Annotated in this window: 15 protein-coding genes and 1 other annotated feature; of the genes, 6 read left to right on the forward strand and 9 right to left on the reverse strand. The window is 29.2% G+C overall.

Features of this window, described 5'->3' with window-relative positions; all coding sequences use genetic code 11:
- The 8 genes from AACQ14_RS02900 to AACQ14_RS02935 all read right to left on the reverse strand — a co-directional run bounded on the left by AACQ14_RS02900 (position 1) and on the right by AACQ14_RS02935 (position 9,773).
- On the reverse strand, positions 1 to 1,407 hold the full coding sequence (locus AACQ14_RS02900; protein WP_339362062.1) for an ArnT family glycosyltransferase: 1,407 nt from the start codon (positions 1,405 to 1,407) through the stop codon (positions 1 to 3).
- Positions 1,408 to 1,430: 23 nt separating this feature from the next.
- A complete protein-coding gene (locus tag AACQ14_RS02905; protein WP_339362063.1) occupies positions 1,431 to 2,363 on the reverse strand; it encodes a glycosyltransferase family 2 protein in 933 nt (310 codons plus the stop codon).
- 276 nt (positions 2,364 to 2,639) lie between these two features.
- Positions 2,640 to 3,845 (reverse strand): peptidoglycan-binding protein, encoded by a 1,206-nt coding sequence (locus AACQ14_RS02910; RefSeq protein ID WP_339362064.1) that lies wholly within the window; start codon positions 3,843 to 3,845, stop codon positions 2,640 to 2,642.
- Between the two features lie 118 nt (positions 3,846 to 3,963).
- A complete protein-coding gene (locus AACQ14_RS02915) occupies positions 3,964 to 5,607 on the reverse strand; it encodes a DUF6056 family protein (protein ID WP_339362065.1) in 1,644 nt (547 codons plus the stop codon).
- A 24-nt stretch (positions 5,608 to 5,631) separates the two neighbouring features.
- The gene (locus AACQ14_RS02920; RefSeq protein WP_339362066.1) at positions 5,632 to 6,060 is read right to left on the reverse strand and encodes a GtrA family protein; all 429 of its coding nucleotides are present in this window, start codon (positions 6,058 to 6,060) and stop codon (positions 5,632 to 5,634) included.
- Positions 6,057 to 7,004 carry a glycosyltransferase family 2 protein gene (locus AACQ14_RS02925; protein ID WP_339362067.1) on the reverse strand — a complete coding sequence of 316 codons (948 nt, stop codon included), beginning with the start codon at positions 7,002 to 7,004 and terminating at the stop codon, positions 6,057 to 6,059. Before AACQ14_RS02925 ends, AACQ14_RS02920 begins: the two co-directional genes overlap by 4 nt.
- Positions 7,005 to 7,137: 133 nt before the next feature.
- Entirely contained in the window at positions 7,138 to 9,240 is a 2,103-nt protein-coding gene (gene wsfD / locus AACQ14_RS02930) for a glycan biosynthesis hexose transferase WsfD (protein ID WP_339362068.1), read from the reverse strand.
- A 119-nt stretch (positions 9,241 to 9,359) separates the two neighbouring features.
- Positions 9,360 to 9,773 (reverse strand): acyl-CoA thioesterase, encoded by a 414-nt coding sequence (locus AACQ14_RS02935; RefSeq protein WP_339362069.1) that lies wholly within the window; start codon positions 9,771 to 9,773, stop codon positions 9,360 to 9,362.
- A gap of 397 nt (positions 9,774 to 10,170) precedes the next feature.
- Here AACQ14_RS02935 and AACQ14_RS02940 point away from each other — a divergent pair, with 397 nt between their 5' ends.
- The 6 genes from AACQ14_RS02940 (at position 10,171) to proS (ending at position 16,643) form a co-directional block, all read left to right on the forward strand.
- Positions 10,171 to 10,869, forward strand: a complete 699-nt coding sequence (locus AACQ14_RS02940) for a response regulator transcription factor (protein WP_339362070.1) — start codon at positions 10,171 to 10,173, stop codon at positions 10,867 to 10,869.
- Positions 10,870 to 11,814, forward strand: coding sequence for a sensor histidine kinase (locus AACQ14_RS02945; protein WP_339362071.1), 945 nt, complete (start codon positions 10,870 to 10,872; stop codon positions 11,812 to 11,814).
- 121 nt (positions 11,815 to 11,935) lie between these two features.
- Entirely contained in the window at positions 11,936 to 12,859 is a 924-nt protein-coding gene (locus AACQ14_RS02950) for an ABC transporter ATP-binding protein (RefSeq protein ID WP_339362072.1), read from the forward strand.
- Positions 12,852 to 13,547: an ABC transporter permease gene (locus tag AACQ14_RS02955; RefSeq protein ID WP_339362073.1), complete on the forward strand. Its 696-nt coding sequence runs from the start codon at positions 12,852 to 12,854 to the stop codon at positions 13,545 to 13,547. Before AACQ14_RS02950 ends, AACQ14_RS02955 begins: the two co-directional genes overlap by 8 nt.
- 241 nt (positions 13,548 to 13,788) lie before the next feature.
- Positions 13,789 to 14,877, forward strand: coding sequence for a hypothetical protein (locus AACQ14_RS02960; RefSeq protein WP_339362074.1), 1,089 nt, complete (start codon positions 13,789 to 13,791; stop codon positions 14,875 to 14,877).
- Between the two features lie 72 nt (positions 14,878 to 14,949).
- Positions 14,950 to 15,160: a binding site (T-box leader), on the forward strand.
- A gap of 46 nt (positions 15,161 to 15,206) precedes the next feature.
- Positions 15,207 to 16,643 carry a proline--tRNA ligase gene (gene proS, locus AACQ14_RS02965; protein WP_339362075.1) on the forward strand — a complete coding sequence of 479 codons (1,437 nt, stop codon included), beginning with the start codon at positions 15,207 to 15,209 and terminating at the stop codon, positions 16,641 to 16,643.
- Positions 16,644 to 16,773: 130 nt separating this feature from the next.
- Here the strand turns inward: proS and AACQ14_RS02970 are convergent, their stop codons facing one another.
- Positions 16,774 to 18,030, reverse strand: a complete 1,257-nt coding sequence (locus AACQ14_RS02970; RefSeq protein WP_339362076.1) for a hypothetical protein — start codon at positions 18,028 to 18,030, stop codon at positions 16,774 to 16,776.
- Between the last annotated feature and the right edge of the window lie 11 nt (positions 18,031 to 18,041).

Consider the following 18,041-nt stretch of genomic DNA (forward strand, 5'->3'; position numbering starts at 1 on the left):
TTATATCATTTTTTTACTTTTTATTCTATCTGCCATAATAAAGAGACCGTTCCCAGCTAGAATAAAAACCATAGGCATCACTACATATTTGTATCTGAAACTTATTTCAATCAAGAAGTGTACCCCTGTATAAATGGTTAATACATAATATAATAAGTATACATAACCTGTTTTATCAGCTCTATAATATCTTATAAGTCCATATAAAACAAAACCTATTATTAACGTATAGAAGATTTTCTCAAATTCCTGTACCTGTCTGTATATATAGTCAAAGCTTATTCCTGCTTTTTTTATGTCTTTGCCTAATAGATGTGGAAAAGTAAATACACCTAATTCAAAATCTCCCCACATATACCTGACTTTTTTGACCATCAAGGATAACATTCTTGTTGGAGATATTAATAGACGCTCTTTTATCAATTCTTTTTCTTTCGATAATAAATTTTCATCAATAGGAACATCATACAACATCAATGTCTTAGCATCTTCTTCTGAAAAACGGCCTGACGTCTTCTCGTTCAATCCTGTAACGAATTTCCAATAAGGATTATTGTTTTTAAGTCCGTTATCAGTTACACCTGTTGCAATACTTAAACTCCAAATGCTATAGAATATTATAAGATAAGATATAAGACATACTCCAAAATGTTTGAGATTTATCTCTTCACTTTGCCTATAATAACTAAAAATACTCATGATGAAAATAGCAATTATAAAAACTATTCCTATAGGACGTAGTGAATTACCTATTGCAGTGAATACCCCTGCAAGAATCCATTTTTTATAACTGTTCTGGCACTTAACAATGCAGTATAATGCTATATAATAAAATAGTGTAGCTATATGCTGGTTAGTAAGTACTGGCGCCATAAAAAATATTGGAATATAGACGGCATGCAAAACTCCAGCAACCCTGCCTGCAAACTCATTAAATATAATCTTGCCTATTCTATAAACCAAATAATTAGTACAAGCAATAAAAAAACAATTAAAAATTTTTAATAGAAATACGCTTTCACCGAATATCTTAATGATTAATCCCTGGTAAACTGCAAATATGGTCTGATATGGAAAAAACGAGAAGTACTGAAACTCTTTGAATGAGTAATCGTCAATAGCAAATAACCTTGCAGCTCTTAACATTACCTCAAAATCTGATATTGGTGGAGTTCTTACAATTATAATCATAGCAAGCTTAGTTACCAATGAGAATATAAATAGCAATAACCCAAAATAAGGAATTCTTATTCTAATAATAAAATAAAGAATCAAGAAAAGAATACACACAGGAATAATATAGAGAATGTTTAATTTCTCTACATAGATAAAATATATATTTATAATAAATACTAGTCCAAAGAAAAGTATCATATACACATCAAATATTTTCTGTAACCTTTTCAAATCTAACACCTCTTAATATTATGTTATACTTTAGTACTCTCATATTTATTGATGAAATACAAAGGTCTATTCTTAGTTTCATTGAAAATCCTACCAACATATTCACCTAATACTCCTATGCTAACTAATTGAATACTGCCAATAAATAACATAATACTAATAAGGGATGCATATCCAGGTAATTCAATCCCAATAATTAACGTTCTAATAACAATATATATCATATATATGAACGCACCAATACCTGTGATGCTTCCTATAAATGTGGCTATTCTAAGAGGCATGATTGTAAATGTAGTTATACCCTCAATAGCTAGTCCCATCAACTTACAATAATTCCACTTGGTTTTTCCTGCTGCCCTTTCATCTCTATCAAATAGGATTTCTTTCTTATTGAAGCCTATTAAACTGAACAATCCCTTTGTATATCTTCCAGTTTCCTTGAATTGCTTTAGAGCATCAACAGCTTGCCGATTAAGTAAACGGAAATCACCTGTATCTTCTTGAATTTCAACTTTTGCTAATTTTCCTAATAATCTATAAAAACAATGCGCAGTGAATTTTTTCATGAAGCTTTCACCTTTTCTGCTGGACCTCTTAGCATAGACATCATCATACCCTGCTTCCCATTCTTTTATCATCACTGGTATAAGTCTTGGAGGATCTTGTAAATCAACATCCATTATGATAACTGCATCCCCAGAAGCATAATCAAGCCCAGCAGCCATGGCTATTTCTTTTCCGTAATTTCTTGATAAGTCTACATATGCAACCCTGCTATCTCGTAATCTCAAGGATGTTATTTTGGCTAAAGTTCTATCTTTACTACCATCATTAATAAATAAAAGTTCAAATCTATAATCTATACTATTAATTACTTTTATCACTTCATCATAAAAGATGTCAATTACTTCTTCTTCGTTATAGCATGGTACCAATATGGTTATGATCTTCAATTTTCTGCCTCCTAAATACGAATTTTATGTAATCTAAAACTTAAAAAGTTAATATTTTAATGCTTATAAAGTCCATAATAGTATTTTTCAATATGGATAATATTATACATTTTAGTAAAGCTTTCTAGTTATTACATCACATTATAGAGGGGTAGTTTTTCTAAGATTTATGAAAGATATGTCTAAGTTGTATAATAGAAAAAATCAAACCACTAAAATATATTTTAAATTAGTGGTCTGTACAAAGATATTGTAGAGAATAATAAAATTATAGTCCTATACGATTGGAGATGGCAATTTCCCCGAAAAATCAAGTAATTTTATCCACGTAGGCATATCCACCTTTCCAGTCATTGGGAGATTGGCAATATATTGAAAATTTTTTACAGCATCTACTGTTTTTTTACCGAATATTCCATCTTCCTCCAATTTGTTAATTGTAGGATAATTATTGGATATGATATTCAGCATTTGCTGTAGTTGTTTTACAAGGGGACGAGGTTTTGTGGTTATTCCTTCAACTAAGTCACCCACAGGATAATCAAGGGCTACTCCTTTTTCAACAAAAGTATCTTCTCCATAAAAATATCTTAATATCTCCATTAGGCTTGCTCCTTCTTGTGCCATTTCATTTGCTTTATTTTGTACCATACAATATTTACTTGTACTTGGACAATCCCAAGCTCTATATTCATATAATTGCATATCGTTAGGCAATACCTTTCTTAGATATTCACTAAATAAATTATAAGCAATATGTCTTACCCTTGGGTTATATTGACTAGCTATTATCTCTGGATCATAATCTTGGTCAGCTGTTGAACTTGTAATATCATAATCCTTATCTTTATTTTCAATATATAGTTTAAATAATGCAAATGATATTATAGCTAGTATATTTGCTTTTATAGCATTATCGTGCCAATCTTTTCCAACTTCATTATCAGCAACGTTAGCTATATAGTCAATAAAGGGGACTTTAAGATTTTTATTGTTAATAACATCATATACAGTAAATATCATAGGAATCTTAAATGGGTGTTTCTTATTAGATTCATTGGATTGAATATCAGATTTCATCAAGGTATCTAATTCTTTATGTTGTTTGAATTTCTTATCAATGATAATAGGTTCTCTTATAGGTCCTCTGAAAGGAGCACGAAATCTAATACCTTGAGGTGGGAAATTTGTTTCTACAATGTTGGGTTGATCTTCATAAACTTTAATATTTTCAAGATTTATTGTATACTCTCCATATTTTATTTCTGCATTATAGTGATTAGAAGGTTTTAAGAATATTTCTTTAGTTTTACCTAATTCATCTGTCTCTACAACGCTAAGTATATTACCATCATTATCTTTTACTGTTATTGTTGCACCTTTTATCGGTTGTATGGTCTTATCAGAACTTCTTGTACGTGACTGAAATATCAAGGAACCTTCATTGGTTGAATTGTTTTCAACGTAGTAACAATTATTCATATTTACGCCTGATTATTAATTATTAGTATATTATATTCTTAATATAATAAGATAGTTATCTTCTTGATATAAATTAATTAACTGCCTTACATTCTTATAAGACAGCTTCTACTTTATTTTATTCCAACCAATTAACCTTATAATCTTTATCAAACCCTAGATACAGGTCATAATAATGTGAATAATATTTATTATGATAAGGCATTACCCAGCCGTATGTCTCTTTAGGCAATTTCTTTTGATTAATAAGTCCTTCTTTATTTTCTTCTATAAATTTCTTTGCATATTCAATGTTTTTATCATACACTATTGCATTATCAGCATATCCCTTAATAGTAGGTATCATAATAGTAAATGAAACCAATGCAACAGTTAAATAACCAATTGCGATACCTAACTTCTTATATTTCACTTTGTTGTATTTGCCCTTATTAGCAGCCACTAACATATATGCAGTAATAGGAATAGGCAGTAGCCAAGGCAAATTGAACACTATACAGCCTAGACATCCACATATGGCTGAAATACCATACTTATTCAGTCTTGGTATTATACTTGCACTGTATAAAGCCAGCATGAATATAGGATATACAAGATTTCGTGGTCCAAAAACAGGTGATATAATCATCATAAATTGAGCACCAAAGGCTAGTATAACTGCTATGATAGGGAGTGCATTATTAGTGATGAACTTATTTTTATATACTAATATTCCTGCATATATCAATGTATATAAATAACCTAAACCAATAAATGCTTCAATACCAAATCTTCCTAGAATACCATAATAATTAAGGACTTTTCCTGTTAGTGTCTGTAATAATAAACCTATACATGCACTACCACCTAAAATTACAGCAAGATTTTTTGTCCACCTATACTTGTCCGATATGCTTTTTCCGTATTTGCCTATAACCCCAAAAGAAGCTATTATGGCTAACGCATGATAAGGTAACATGATTTTTGAAAACATGAAGTAGTCACCTTGTTTAATTAGATTATGTTTAATTAAAGGTAAGAAACCTTCTACAGGGGACTCTTCAATGGAGGCACGTAAAAATACAGCTGGTGAACAAATAACAGACAACATTCCTAATGCCACTACTATCAATGTCAATATTTCCATCTTATTAATTTTATTTTTTCTTATGATTCTTTTTTCCAATAGCATAAGTAAAGTCAATCCAAAAGTCATGACACTTGCTTGCTCAACAGTTGCCGCAGCCATGAAGCCTATTATTGGAATATACCATTTCATTTTGTTAGTATATGTAGAACGGCTCAACAAGTACCAATAAACCAGCAACATGAAAATAGGATAAACATAATTAAATGAACCTGTAAGCCAGTAAACACTTTGTCTTGTTAGATTAGGGTCCAACAAGAAAATAGTTACTGCCATAATAACTGCTGAATAACCTATCAAAGATTTTTTTTCTTTTTCAATTCCCATACAAATCTTTGCTCCAAAGAAAACTATTCCTGCCAGCATCAAAGAGTTACAAATAGCCCAGAAATATTGATTTATCCCTAAAAAAACAGTTACAAGCAAATGTACTATTGCTCTACCATTTGCTCTCATATAATGGTCTAAATGTCTAGATACAAAATAGTCAAAATCTATGCGGGTAAAACATGCATAGAAAAAATCATCTCCATATAACCTAACGTTGATATTAACTATAGCAGTTACTATAAAAGTTAATAACGTTATAAATATTAATCCGTATTTATTCCAAAAACTTTTATTAATATCCTTCAATTTATTTATCTCCTTAATCTAAAATCATGTTCTGAATACCAGGAATTGTGAAAACAGGTAATTAAGTATAAGTACTAATACGCTTATGATTATTTTTGATATCATAGCTTCTATTCTCAAAGATGTAAGTATAAATACTCCTCCTATTTCAATTACCATAGTTATACCCCTAGATGAAAAGAAACTAAACGCTTCAATTACAAGGTCCTTGGTAGTACGGCATTTGCTTCTAAAAACAAATATCTTGTTAGTAACATAAGCAAATATAACTGCACAAATAACTGATATTATATTTGCTATATTAGGGTTCATATTAACTGGATAGGCTAGAAGCCAGAACACTCCAAAGCTGACAAAAGTAGTCAAGCCACCAATAAATACATACCTAAAAATCTTCTGAAATTGTTCATTATGCATTATTTCTTTTATATAATCAATTAGTCTTTTTATCATATGATTTTCCTGTCCTTCTTAATACCTCTGCTAAGGTTCTGAGATACAATATATCTAGGTCTACCTTTTACTTCATCGTAAATACGTGATATATATACACCTATCATCCCTAATGACAACATAATCACAGATCCAGTAAAAAGTATCAGTAATATGACTGTTGAAAATCCACTGACAGCATTACCTGAAAAATAATTAACTAAGGTTTGAATACCTAAAATTACAGCAAACAATAGAAAAATAGCACCACCAAAAAAAGTTAGGTACAAAGGTTTGCTTGTGTGAGAAAGTATAGCATTAAAAGCTAGTTTCATTAATTTAAAAAGAGAAAAGCTTGACTCTCCTTCCATTCTCTCTTCCACTGTAAAGAAATAATTAGTTCTTTCAAAACCAACCCAGTCAATTAACCCTCTAAAGAATAGATTGCTCTCTCTAAACTGTCTGATTGTATCTACTACACTACGGTCAATCAATTTGAAATCCGAAGAATCATTAAGGTCAAGACCTGTAGTTTTCTTTAATATCTTATAGAATCCTTTTGCAAAGAATCTATAAAGAAAATTTTCTTTTCCTCTTTGTTGCTTAACTCCATCAACAATATTTACCTGTGACCTATCCATAAGTAAAAGCATGTCCTTTACACATTTTGGCGGATGTTGCAAATCAGAATCCATAATAAGATATCTCTCTGCATCTATATTATCCAAACCAGCACAAATAGCCATCTCTTTACCAAAATTTCTGGCAAATCTAATGGCTGATACATTGCTGTATTCTTTTTGCAACTTACTTATTTCAAGCCATGTAGTATCTGACGATCCATCATCAACTATGATATATTGGCATGAAATATCATCTTGTAAAAATGTGTCATAGATGACAGCAAAATTCTTACATATCGCCTGAGCTTCATTATAGACAGGTATAACAACTGCAAGCTCCACTTATAACCACTCCTTAAACATATAAATACTCCCTATGGTTGAAATATTTTTCAATATTTAACCAATACTAGTATACACTTTAATATATCAATTATCAATATTTTTATATTGCTACATATTATAACAAAACTATTCATTTTTGTATATACATACAAGGCACAACCCCTATATCAGTTATTACAGCCTCTTTATGATATACAAATCCATCTTGACCAACTACTCTAACAAATCTAGGATTAGTATATGGTGTTCTAAGCCAGTAACTGTTACCTTTCCTTTTATTTATTACATACTTGTCAAAATCTTCCACACTTAACATGAATACCTTTTCCCTATTTACATTTCCATAGGCTATGTCAGCATTTTGGATTACGTAACCTGGTATACAGTACCAATAGTGTGGTTGTTCTCCTGTCTGTATCAATGATTTTTTATCTGGTGATAGAATTGTTTTTAAAGGTAATTCTATGATTTTATCTTTTTGTTCATTAGTGAACCCTGATAAAAATCCATTATCAGTTTCTTTATTAAGCCATTTTCTAATATCAGAATCTATCCATAGGTTAGAGTTATCTACATCAAAATATCTACAATCAATTATATCCTTAGAAGCTACAAAGTAGTATTCATCTGTTTCTTCAAGAACCTCCCAGACAATATCATCATCTTTATATTTTCCAAAAACAATAATATTGTTTTTATAACTGCTATTTATTGAGATTATTAATACTATGATGCATACCAGAGTACTAATAATTCCAATAGCTATTTTGAATTCCCCTATTTCTATTAGTTTACATAAGTCCATGAAAATCAATATTATCATCATATCCAATAATACATTGAATAAAAACATATGCTTAATAAGGTCAGCTTCGCCATTACCTATAACAGGTAGAATGAACTGGCTGCCTGTAAATATTAATATAATCATTCTAAATAGCAACAAAAGACTAAACTGGCTTATATCAATTGTTTTCTTACATTTTATTAATGCAGCTAGACTTGTTATTATAAAACTCAAGAATATAAGAATTATTATCCAGAGAACAAAATAATAGGTTAGCTTTCTTATTCGTTCCCATAAATTGAAACGTTCATCAAATTTCAGTGCCTCATCCTTCTTAGTATAATTACCTAAGTACGGTGGTCTTAATACAGCACTTGAAGCAGCAGATATTTTAATTTTTTCCAATAATCTATTTAAGTGAGCTAGGTAATAAACGGTTATTTTTAGTGGAGTTGCTTTTTCATATACTTCTTCTTTGAAATCTTCGCTATACATATCATAACCCTTGTGATCCATATATCCATTGGTACCTTGCAAGCATAGATATTTTTCATCTATGCCAAGATATTTCAAGTCTTCCTCTGGTTCTCCTGAGTCCTTTAGAACACCATAAAAAAGCGAATGGTATCTATTTACATCACACATCCACTTAGGCACAGACACATAATAATAGATTGAAGTGATTAACATGCACAAACTACCTATAATTATGACTAATCTGATTTTATTATCTTTTTTATAATAGAATAGGAACCCAGATAAAATAATCATTATAAGACCTAGAGGTATATTAGCTACTTTAGCACCTATAAAGATACAACCTGAAATAAGATTAACAATAAATAATAGAATTCTATCTTCATTATTATAAATAATCAGCAGTAAGCTCCCAATATATAATAATATAGACACAAGTATTAAAGGCTCCCCGTAAAATGAATTAAAATATACCAAATACCCTTTATCAAAATAGATAAATATAGTGAGCAGGAAAAGGATACTTTTTGAGATTATATTTTTTACAGGAAAACTTACCACAAATAAAACTATAGCTAAACTGAATATTACTAAATACAGTATAGATAAAGCCCTTATATCAAAATCTATGATTTTTCCATATTTATAATATTTGACGAATCCATTAATTAGTTGAGCACATTTAATTAGCAACGTATGTGTAGATTCATACCCACTTATATTCTTAATATTTGGATTGATTATAAACCTAATATGTTTTAATAGATTATTGAATTCTCTCACGTATACAAAATCTTGTTGAGTGTAAAAGAATTTGTTAGCTTCATCACTAGATAAACCTTCCGGCTGTATAACTCTATAAAAATCACAGTTATCAGCCAAACCTACTGTTGTTGGATAGTTTATTAGGAGATATCCTATTATTACTAAGATAATAATGAGTATCAGATATAATTTATTCTTCTTCATTGGAAATACCTAACTCTCTTTTGTTAATACAATCATTATTCCACACTAATTTACTTTTTGTGGATTAACCTTATAGTAACAAAAATATTTATTAGATTTATTTCCAAAATATATCCAACTTAATAAATCTTTTCTAATTTCTCCCACATTTCAGGCTTGACCTTTTTTATGTTGACTATCTTGAAGTTCTTATCTACAAAAGTATGCTTGGTACTACCCTTTGCAATAATCTTATTATCTTCCTCTCTTACCACATGGTAATTGAAAACCATTTTGACTGGATTCATTTCTTCTATCCAGACCTTTATAATAAGTTCATCCTCATATTTGGCGCCATCTATATATTTACACCATGATTCTAATACAGGCATCATGATACCTTCTTCTTCCATTCCTCCATAAGTCATTCCTATTTTAGTTATATATTCCCCTCTTGCCATCTCGAACCAAGGGTAATATTTTGAATGATGTACAACCCCCATCTGGTCTGTTTCAACATATCTTACTTTTAATTTTGTTTCATGAATATCCATAATTAAACCTCCTATTTTTTTATTAGATTATTTGGAATATCAAAGACTCTATAGTAGTATATACTCCCTTAAGTATAGCTGATCAACGATAAGTATTTTTTTTATGTTTTATTTTTTACATAAATAATCATCTACATCCATTATACATAAACTGTTTAGTATTTTCATTATACTTTTTACTATATTTTATATTTAAGGTACTCTTTAGATCCTAGAAAGGTAAAATAGCTATAATACAGTTAGATCAAAATATAATCTTTCCACTCTGTTAATAGCAGTATATTTTATAACTGCATGGTTTCTAAATTTTCTAACTTACTAACCAAAACCATTTACTTACCCAGTACATTGGTTTAAAATATAAATAATAATAATAACAATAAACGAGGTAATAAATATGGTTAGTAAAATACTACTAGTAGAAGATGATATATCAATTAGTGATATGGTAAGGAATTATCTTACCAAGGAAGGCTTTGAGGTAACAACAGCTTTTGATGGAGAAGAAGGTATAAATATATTCATAAAAAATGATTTTGATTTGATCCTCCTTGATTTAATGCTTCCAAAACTTGATGGAATGGAATTCATAAAAATAGTCAGAGAAAATAATCTTATCCCTATTTTAATTATGTCCGCAAAAGATACAGATGTTGATAAAGCATTAGGACTAGGTTTTGGTGCGGATGATTATATTTCCAAGCCTTTTTCCATGATTGAACTATCAGCTAGAATAAAAGCCCTTATAAGACGTGCAACCAAGTATTCTTCTACTTTGAATAAAGAGAAAAACAATACAATTATCATTAATAATCTATCTATTGATTTAGATAATTTTTCAGTAACAAAAGACTCTACCAAATTAAATCTGACTTCAAAAGAATTCAGTATTCTGAAATTATTTGTAACCAATCCAAAGAGAGTTTTTACTAAAGCACAAATATATTCTATTATCTGGGAAGATGAATATTATGGCGATGATAATGTTATTAATGTACATATAAGAAGACTACGGGAGAAAATAGAAGATACTCCTTCAAAACCCAAATTAATTAAAACCATATGGGGTATAGGCTATAAGTTAGGAGAGTTTTAAATGATTATAATATTGCTGATAGTTATTCTAGTTCTGATATTAATAATTTTTTTACAGCTTTATTCTATAAGAAAACGAAACCAGAATCTTAAATATATGCATAAACAAATAAATGATATAATTTCCAATAAAACCAACGAAAAACTATTGGTCTTCACAGATGATAAGTACCTTATACCAATTTTGATAGAAATCAATAATTTATTGACTTATAATCAATTATCAACTGCTAAACATATGAAAATGGAAAATTCAATGAAAAAAATGCTTTCTAACATTTCACATGATTTGAAAACTCCTCTTACTGTTATATTAGGATATATAGAAACATTACAAGTAGATTCTTCTTTGGATAACGAAGAAAGAAAGCAATTACTTTTAAAAATGCAGGAAAAAACACTAGAACTAATAACTCTTATTAATAAATTTTTTGATTTAGCTAAACTTGAATCTGGAGATAAAAAAATACCTCTTAAAAAAATAAATCTCAATGAGGTTTGCAGGAAAAATATATTGTCCTATTATGATATATTAAGTAACAAAGGGATTGATGTTGATATAAATATTCCAGATGATAATATTTATATTCTTGGAAACGGAGAAGCTTTGGATAGGATATTGAATAATTTAATATCTAATGGAATTAAATATGGTGCTGATGGTAATATTATTGGGTTCAACCTAAGAACGGATCTAGAATTTGTCTATGTTGAAATTTGGGACAAAGGTAAAGGTATTAGTGAATTACATAAAGATAGAGTTTTTGAAAGATTATATACCCTTGAAGACTCTAGAAACAAATCTTTTCAAGGTAGCGGTTTAGGTCTTACTATAACCAAAAGACTTGTTGAGAAATTGGGTGGTGAGATTTTCCTTTACAGTAAACCTAATGATAAAACAATATTTACATTAAAATTCAAGCAAATCGTTAACCAATTATATTAATGATATTCTTTCTAATTGTCTTGGATACAACTTAAGAAATTTGTAAGGATTGCTTAAGTAAAACGAAAGCTTTATTCTATATACTTTTTCTCATAGAAGTAATAACGGAAGGAGAATATCGATGACGTACATATTAAAAACCAATAATTTAACTAAAGTATTTGATGGTGTTGAAGTTGTCTCTAATGTAAGTATGAATATTAAAAAAGGTGAGATATATGGATTCTTAGGACCTAACGGTGCCGGCAAAACTACTGTAATGAAATTAGTGACTAATCTGATAAAACCAACAAGTGGTGAAATAGAGATTTTTGGTGATAAACTTACAATAAAATCCTATGAAGTTTTAAAAAGAATGGGTACCATAATTGAAACACCTGTATTCTATGACCGACTTACAGCAAGAGAAAATTTGGAATTACATTGTGATTATATGGGATTTTATAATAAAGTGGCTATTGACGAAGCACTTTCACTTGTAAATCTAATCAATATAGATGAAAAGAATGTAAAGAACTTCTCACTAGGTATGAAACAGAGATTAGCGATAGCTAGAGCTATCATAACTAAACCTGAATTTCTAATATTAGATGAACCAATCAATGGACTAGATCCAATAGGTATAAAAGAAATGAGAGACTTATTTATTATGCTATCCAGGGAATATGGTATTTCCATATTGATATCCAGCCACATATTAAGTGAGATAGAACATATTGCAGATACTATAGGTGTTATTAAAAATGGTATGTTGAAAAGAGAAGTATCCATGGAAACTATTAGAAAAAATAATACAGAATATATAGAAATAATAACCTCAGATTGTGATAAGGCGGCATTTGTTCTTGATAATAGAATCAATATATCTAATTTTAAGGTATTGGATAATAGAACTATAAGAATATATGATACCCATAAGACTCAAAATGAGATTACCAAATCACTTATTCTCCATGATATAGCAATTGATTCTATAAACAAACAGCAAAGTTCTCTCGAAGAATATTTCTTAGATATTATAAATGGAGGTATGATAAATGAGTAATCTGATAAAATTGGAATTCAAGAAATTTTATATTAGAAAAAATGTATTTGCTACATTAATCTGTAATATTTGTATTCTAGGTTTTCTATGCTTAATATACTTTACTGGTCGTGCAGAAAATGATATGGCTTTTACTGATTATGATGGTCTTATTTCATTTTTAACAACTTTTGTTAATGTTACTTATTTGATATTTGCAGGATTTCTTATATCAAAATTTATTATAGAGGAATATAAGTCCAAAACCATTTTACAGTTATTTAGTTATCCAATCAGTAGAAAGAAAATTATAATTTCTAAAATATGTATTATAGCAGGGTTTACTTTCATTTTTACAATTATATCTAACATAATGTTGTTCTGGAGTTTTTACTTGGTACAGGCACTAACAAATACAGTTTTAGAAGATATTAACATGACTATTGTTTTTTCTCATCTGATATCAACATTTACTAGTGCTCTAGGTAATTCAATGATAGGTCTAATCCCTTTATATTTTGGTATGCGAAAAAAATCAGTACCTATTACTATATTAAGTTCTTTTATTGTAGCTTGTATTTTAAATTCTTCTAGTAATGGATTTACATTATCATCTATTATTGTTATACCTATAATATTCTGCTTAATTGGTATTTTTATAGTATATATTTCTATCAAGGACATAGACAGTAAGGATATTACAATATAATTTGCATTAGGAATAAGAATAACGCTACTAAATAAATATACCTGTATATATTGACTTCACATTTATGATAAAGTAAAATTGTATCTATATTAGTTGAATTAAATAATTGCTATAGAACCAGCAATTATTTAGTCATTCAACTTATAAAATAAAAGAAAATATATTGAGCTTATTCAAGTGGGGCGTATAGATGTTTAAGTTCAATATAAAATAAGTTTTATCATAATGAGAGGTGGAAAATATGAATAATAATAAATCAGATAGTGTATTGCTTGATGGAGTCAGGTCTGCATTAATAGCTTTTTTAATTACTTTAGGGTTATCTTTATTAATATCAATAATTTTTAATATCTCCTTTTTTGAAGATTTCAATAATCTTATGTCAGGGAATTTAGGTGGCGACAAAGGAGCTACAGCAACTAGTATAGTAAGAATAACTGTAATGATATTCAACTTTTCATTATTTAACACTGTAGGTACTATTAAATTCGGAATTTTAATTTTTATTTTTATACCTGTTATAGCTTTTTGGTTAGCTAATAAGCAAATTGATAGAAAAGGAAATATGAATTCATCTAATATTATTGTTTATGTAATAAGTTCCTTCATATTTGCTTTGTTACAATTTTTTATTTCCTTAATTACTAAGGGAGATCTAGTAGAAGGTATACCAATTAATTTTGCTACTTTTAGTAATCTATTAACTACTTTTATTTTAAGTTTACTGCTTCAGCTTTTTATAAAGCTTAATTATAAAAGTGATTCTAAAAATGGTGGAATCAACGCTTTTAAGAATACTTATAGAATAATGGGATTAATAGGAATTGTTATCATATTAACAGGTCTTATTTTGGGATTTGGTAACTATAGTAAGCATGGTATATTGATAATTATTGCAATCATACTTATGTTGCCTAATATGATTGCTTATAGTTTCTTTTATATGATAGGTCTTACAATGGAATTTAACGATAAGCTTCAAGAAGCTTTGAGTAAATATATTAATATTGATTTAACTTTTGAAAACAATATGTATATCAGATACTTAGCAATCATCATTTTTGTTTTGATTGTTGCCTATATTGTGTACAAAATGGATAAAGAAAAGTTAATAAGAAATGCTATCATATATTCAGTTTCACTAGGTCTTTTTATGGGAACTCTAGGATATTGTTCAAGTATTAATTTTATTGATATTGATTTTATTGGTAGTATTGAATTTAGTGTCAGCAGCATTTTATTATCAGCTTTTATACCTTTCGTAACTGTGTGGATTATAGTTTTAATATATTATTTGATTAAAAAGGTTAAAGATGTTATTAAGGAATAATAACACACCTTGACAAAAATGATATTCTACATTAGAATCATATAATAAATAGTAATAAAACTTAATTACCGATATTTGATGTTGAAGAGAACTAGTAAATATTGATGTATCATTTCAGAGAGGGAGTTATAGCTGTGAAACTTCTATGAGACCAATATTGAACCTATCTTGGAATTCTGTATGAAAATGCAGCGGTTGCCTTCCGTTATAAGGTCACGAGATAATAATTATATTTTTTGATTATTAACTAGGGTGGTACCACGAATACAACTTCGTCCCTTTCGGGATGGAGTTTTTTTAATATATAGATATAGAAGGAGAGTGAAACTATGGCTAAGAAAGATAAGTTTGTAGAAGCAATTACATCAATGGATGAAGATTTTGCTAAATGGTATACTGATGTAGTTAAAAAAGCTGAGCTAGTTGATTATTCAAGTGTTAGAGGATGTATGGTTATAAAGCCTTATGGTTATGCCATATGGGAATTACTTCAAAGACAATTAGATGACAGATTCAAGGCAACTGGACATGAGAATGTTTATATGCCAATGTTCATACCAGAAAGTTTACTTGAAAAAGAAAAGGATCATGTAGAAGGTTTTGCTCCAGAAGTAGCTTGGGTTACACATGGAGGAACAGAAAAATTAACTGAAAGATTATGTGTAAGACCAACTTCAGAAACATTATTCTGTGAGCATTATTCTAATGAAATTCAATCCTATAGGGATTTACCTAAGCTATACAATCAATGGTGTTCTGTAGTTAGATGGGAAAAGACTACAAGACCATTCCTACGTTCATTAGAATTCTTATGGCAGGAAGGTCATACAGCTCATGCTACAGCTGATGAGGCAATGGAAGAGACAATTAATATCCTTAATCTATATGCAAAATTCTGTGAAGATGTTCTTGCTATACCAATGATAAAAGGGCAAAAAACAGATAAAGAGAAGTTTGCGGGAGCAAAAGCAACTTATACTATTGAAAGTTTAATGCATGATGGAAAAGCTCTTCAATCTGGTACATCTCATAATTTTGGAGATGGATTTGCAAAAGCTTTTGATATTACTTATACAGATAAGGATAACAAGTTATCTCATGTTCATCAAACATCTTGGGGAGTATCCACAAGATTATTAGGTGGTATAATAATGGTTCATGGTGATGATAACGGATTAGTTCTCCCACCAATGATTGCTCCAACACAAGTTATTATCATACCTATAATGCAGAAAAAAGAAGGAGTACTTGATAAAGCTAATGAAGTGAAGGAAGCACTTAGCAAGTTTGCTAGAGTTAAGATTGATGATTCTGATAAGAGTCCTGGATGGAAATTCAGTGAACATGAAATGAAAGGTATTCCTCTAAGAGTTGAATTAGGTCCTAAGGACATAGAGAAAAATCAGGCTGTAATTGTAAGAAGAGATACTAGAGAGAAATATTTTGTATCCCTTGATGAGCTTGAAACTAAAGTAACTGAGCTTTTAGAAGATGTTCAAAAAAGTATGCTTGAAAAAGCAAGAATCCATAGAGATAAACATACCTACACTGCAACAACTATGGATGAATTATCAGATATAATGAACAATAATCCAGGTTTTGTAAAAGCAATGTGGTGCGGAGATACTGCCTGTGAAGAAAAGATTAAGGAAGAAACAGGTGCTACATCCAGATGTATCCCATTTGAGCAGGAAGAAATTTCAGATGTGTGTATTTGCTGTGGTAAACCAGCTAAAAAAATGGTTTATTGGGGTAAGGCGTATTAAAATCCTTTTCATAATATTTTTTTAATCATTTGATGATGACATTTCTTATGATAGTGATTCTTTTGGCGATGATTAATAAAGAAGGTAGAATTATAATTTTATGATTCTACCTTTTTTATAATATTTATTATTATTTTGTTAACTTAACTAATTCTCCATTTACTTGGAGATTTATTTCATCTGGATCCAAATACTTATTGTTGAATATAAATAAATTCCATGACTTATTTTTCAATGATAAATCCGTTTTCATCTTTCTATCATACTCATCTAAGTAATTATTAATTTCTCTTTTGTCCTTATTTATAAATGCTTCATAATCATTATCGAATTTCAATTCCAAGTTATCAATTTTTATAATATCCTTAGTTCCTAATAAATCTTCTGCGTATAAATCAATTGCATAGAAGCCATCAGGTTCTATTGTCATGATATTACTTAATATATCCATTTCATTTTTAGTGCCAGTTATTTCATTAACTAAATCAGTGAAATCGAAGCTGTTTGACATTTGTGGTTGAACTATAGCTATGAACTGAATATTATCCGATGAAACCCCTGAATAAATCACAGAAAAACTGCTTATGTTGTCTTTTAGAAATTGTCTTTTGTCATCTACCCATTTTCTATCAGATTCTTCTATATCAAGGTTATCAAAAACTTTACCTATTATATGAGCTTTAATGATATTTTCATGTGTAGGTGTCTTTTCTGCCTTTGAAGCTGCTTCATTGAATTCATTAATTTTTTCCTTAGTAAACTTTTCTATTTCAGCTGTATTTATATTGTCACTATATTGTTGTGCGCTTAATTTCCAATAACTGTTACCATTAATTTTAATAGTTAAAGGAAATCTAGATTCTTCTGTCTCTTCTAAACCATCTAAAGAATAATTTAGTTCTTCTGGGGTGTCTAATACAATTTCCTTGATTTTTCTATTTTCTTGTTGATTACCTGTTCCATCAGATGGTACTTCTGTATCTAAAATGTGTTTTGTATCTATTGTTAGAGTAAGAAATTTATCACCTAATACAACCCATTTACCCGAATAATCTATAATTTCTCTATCTCTGTCATATTGACTATACTGAAATTTAAAAGTACCATCTTCATTGAATGTGTACATGTCAGTATATCCATCTCCTAATTGATTACTGGCATGCCACATACCTATTAATATTTTGCTATAATCAGCCTTTTCATCAGCTGATTCTTCTTCATTCTTCTTATCATCATTGTTATTAGTCTTGTTTTGCTCTAAAGATATACCAGAATCTTCTATCCCTGTACCATTTACTCCTTTATTTTCTGTTGAAAAATACACTATAGCTCCAATTATCACAACCAAAACTATGCAACTAATAAGCCCAACATATTGCTTTTTCATTTTATTCTCCT

The sequence above is a fragment of the Vallitalea maricola genome, assembly GCF_036985595.1.
Classification (GTDB): Bacteria; Bacillota; Clostridia; order Lachnospirales; family Vallitaleaceae; genus Vallitalea; species Vallitalea maricola.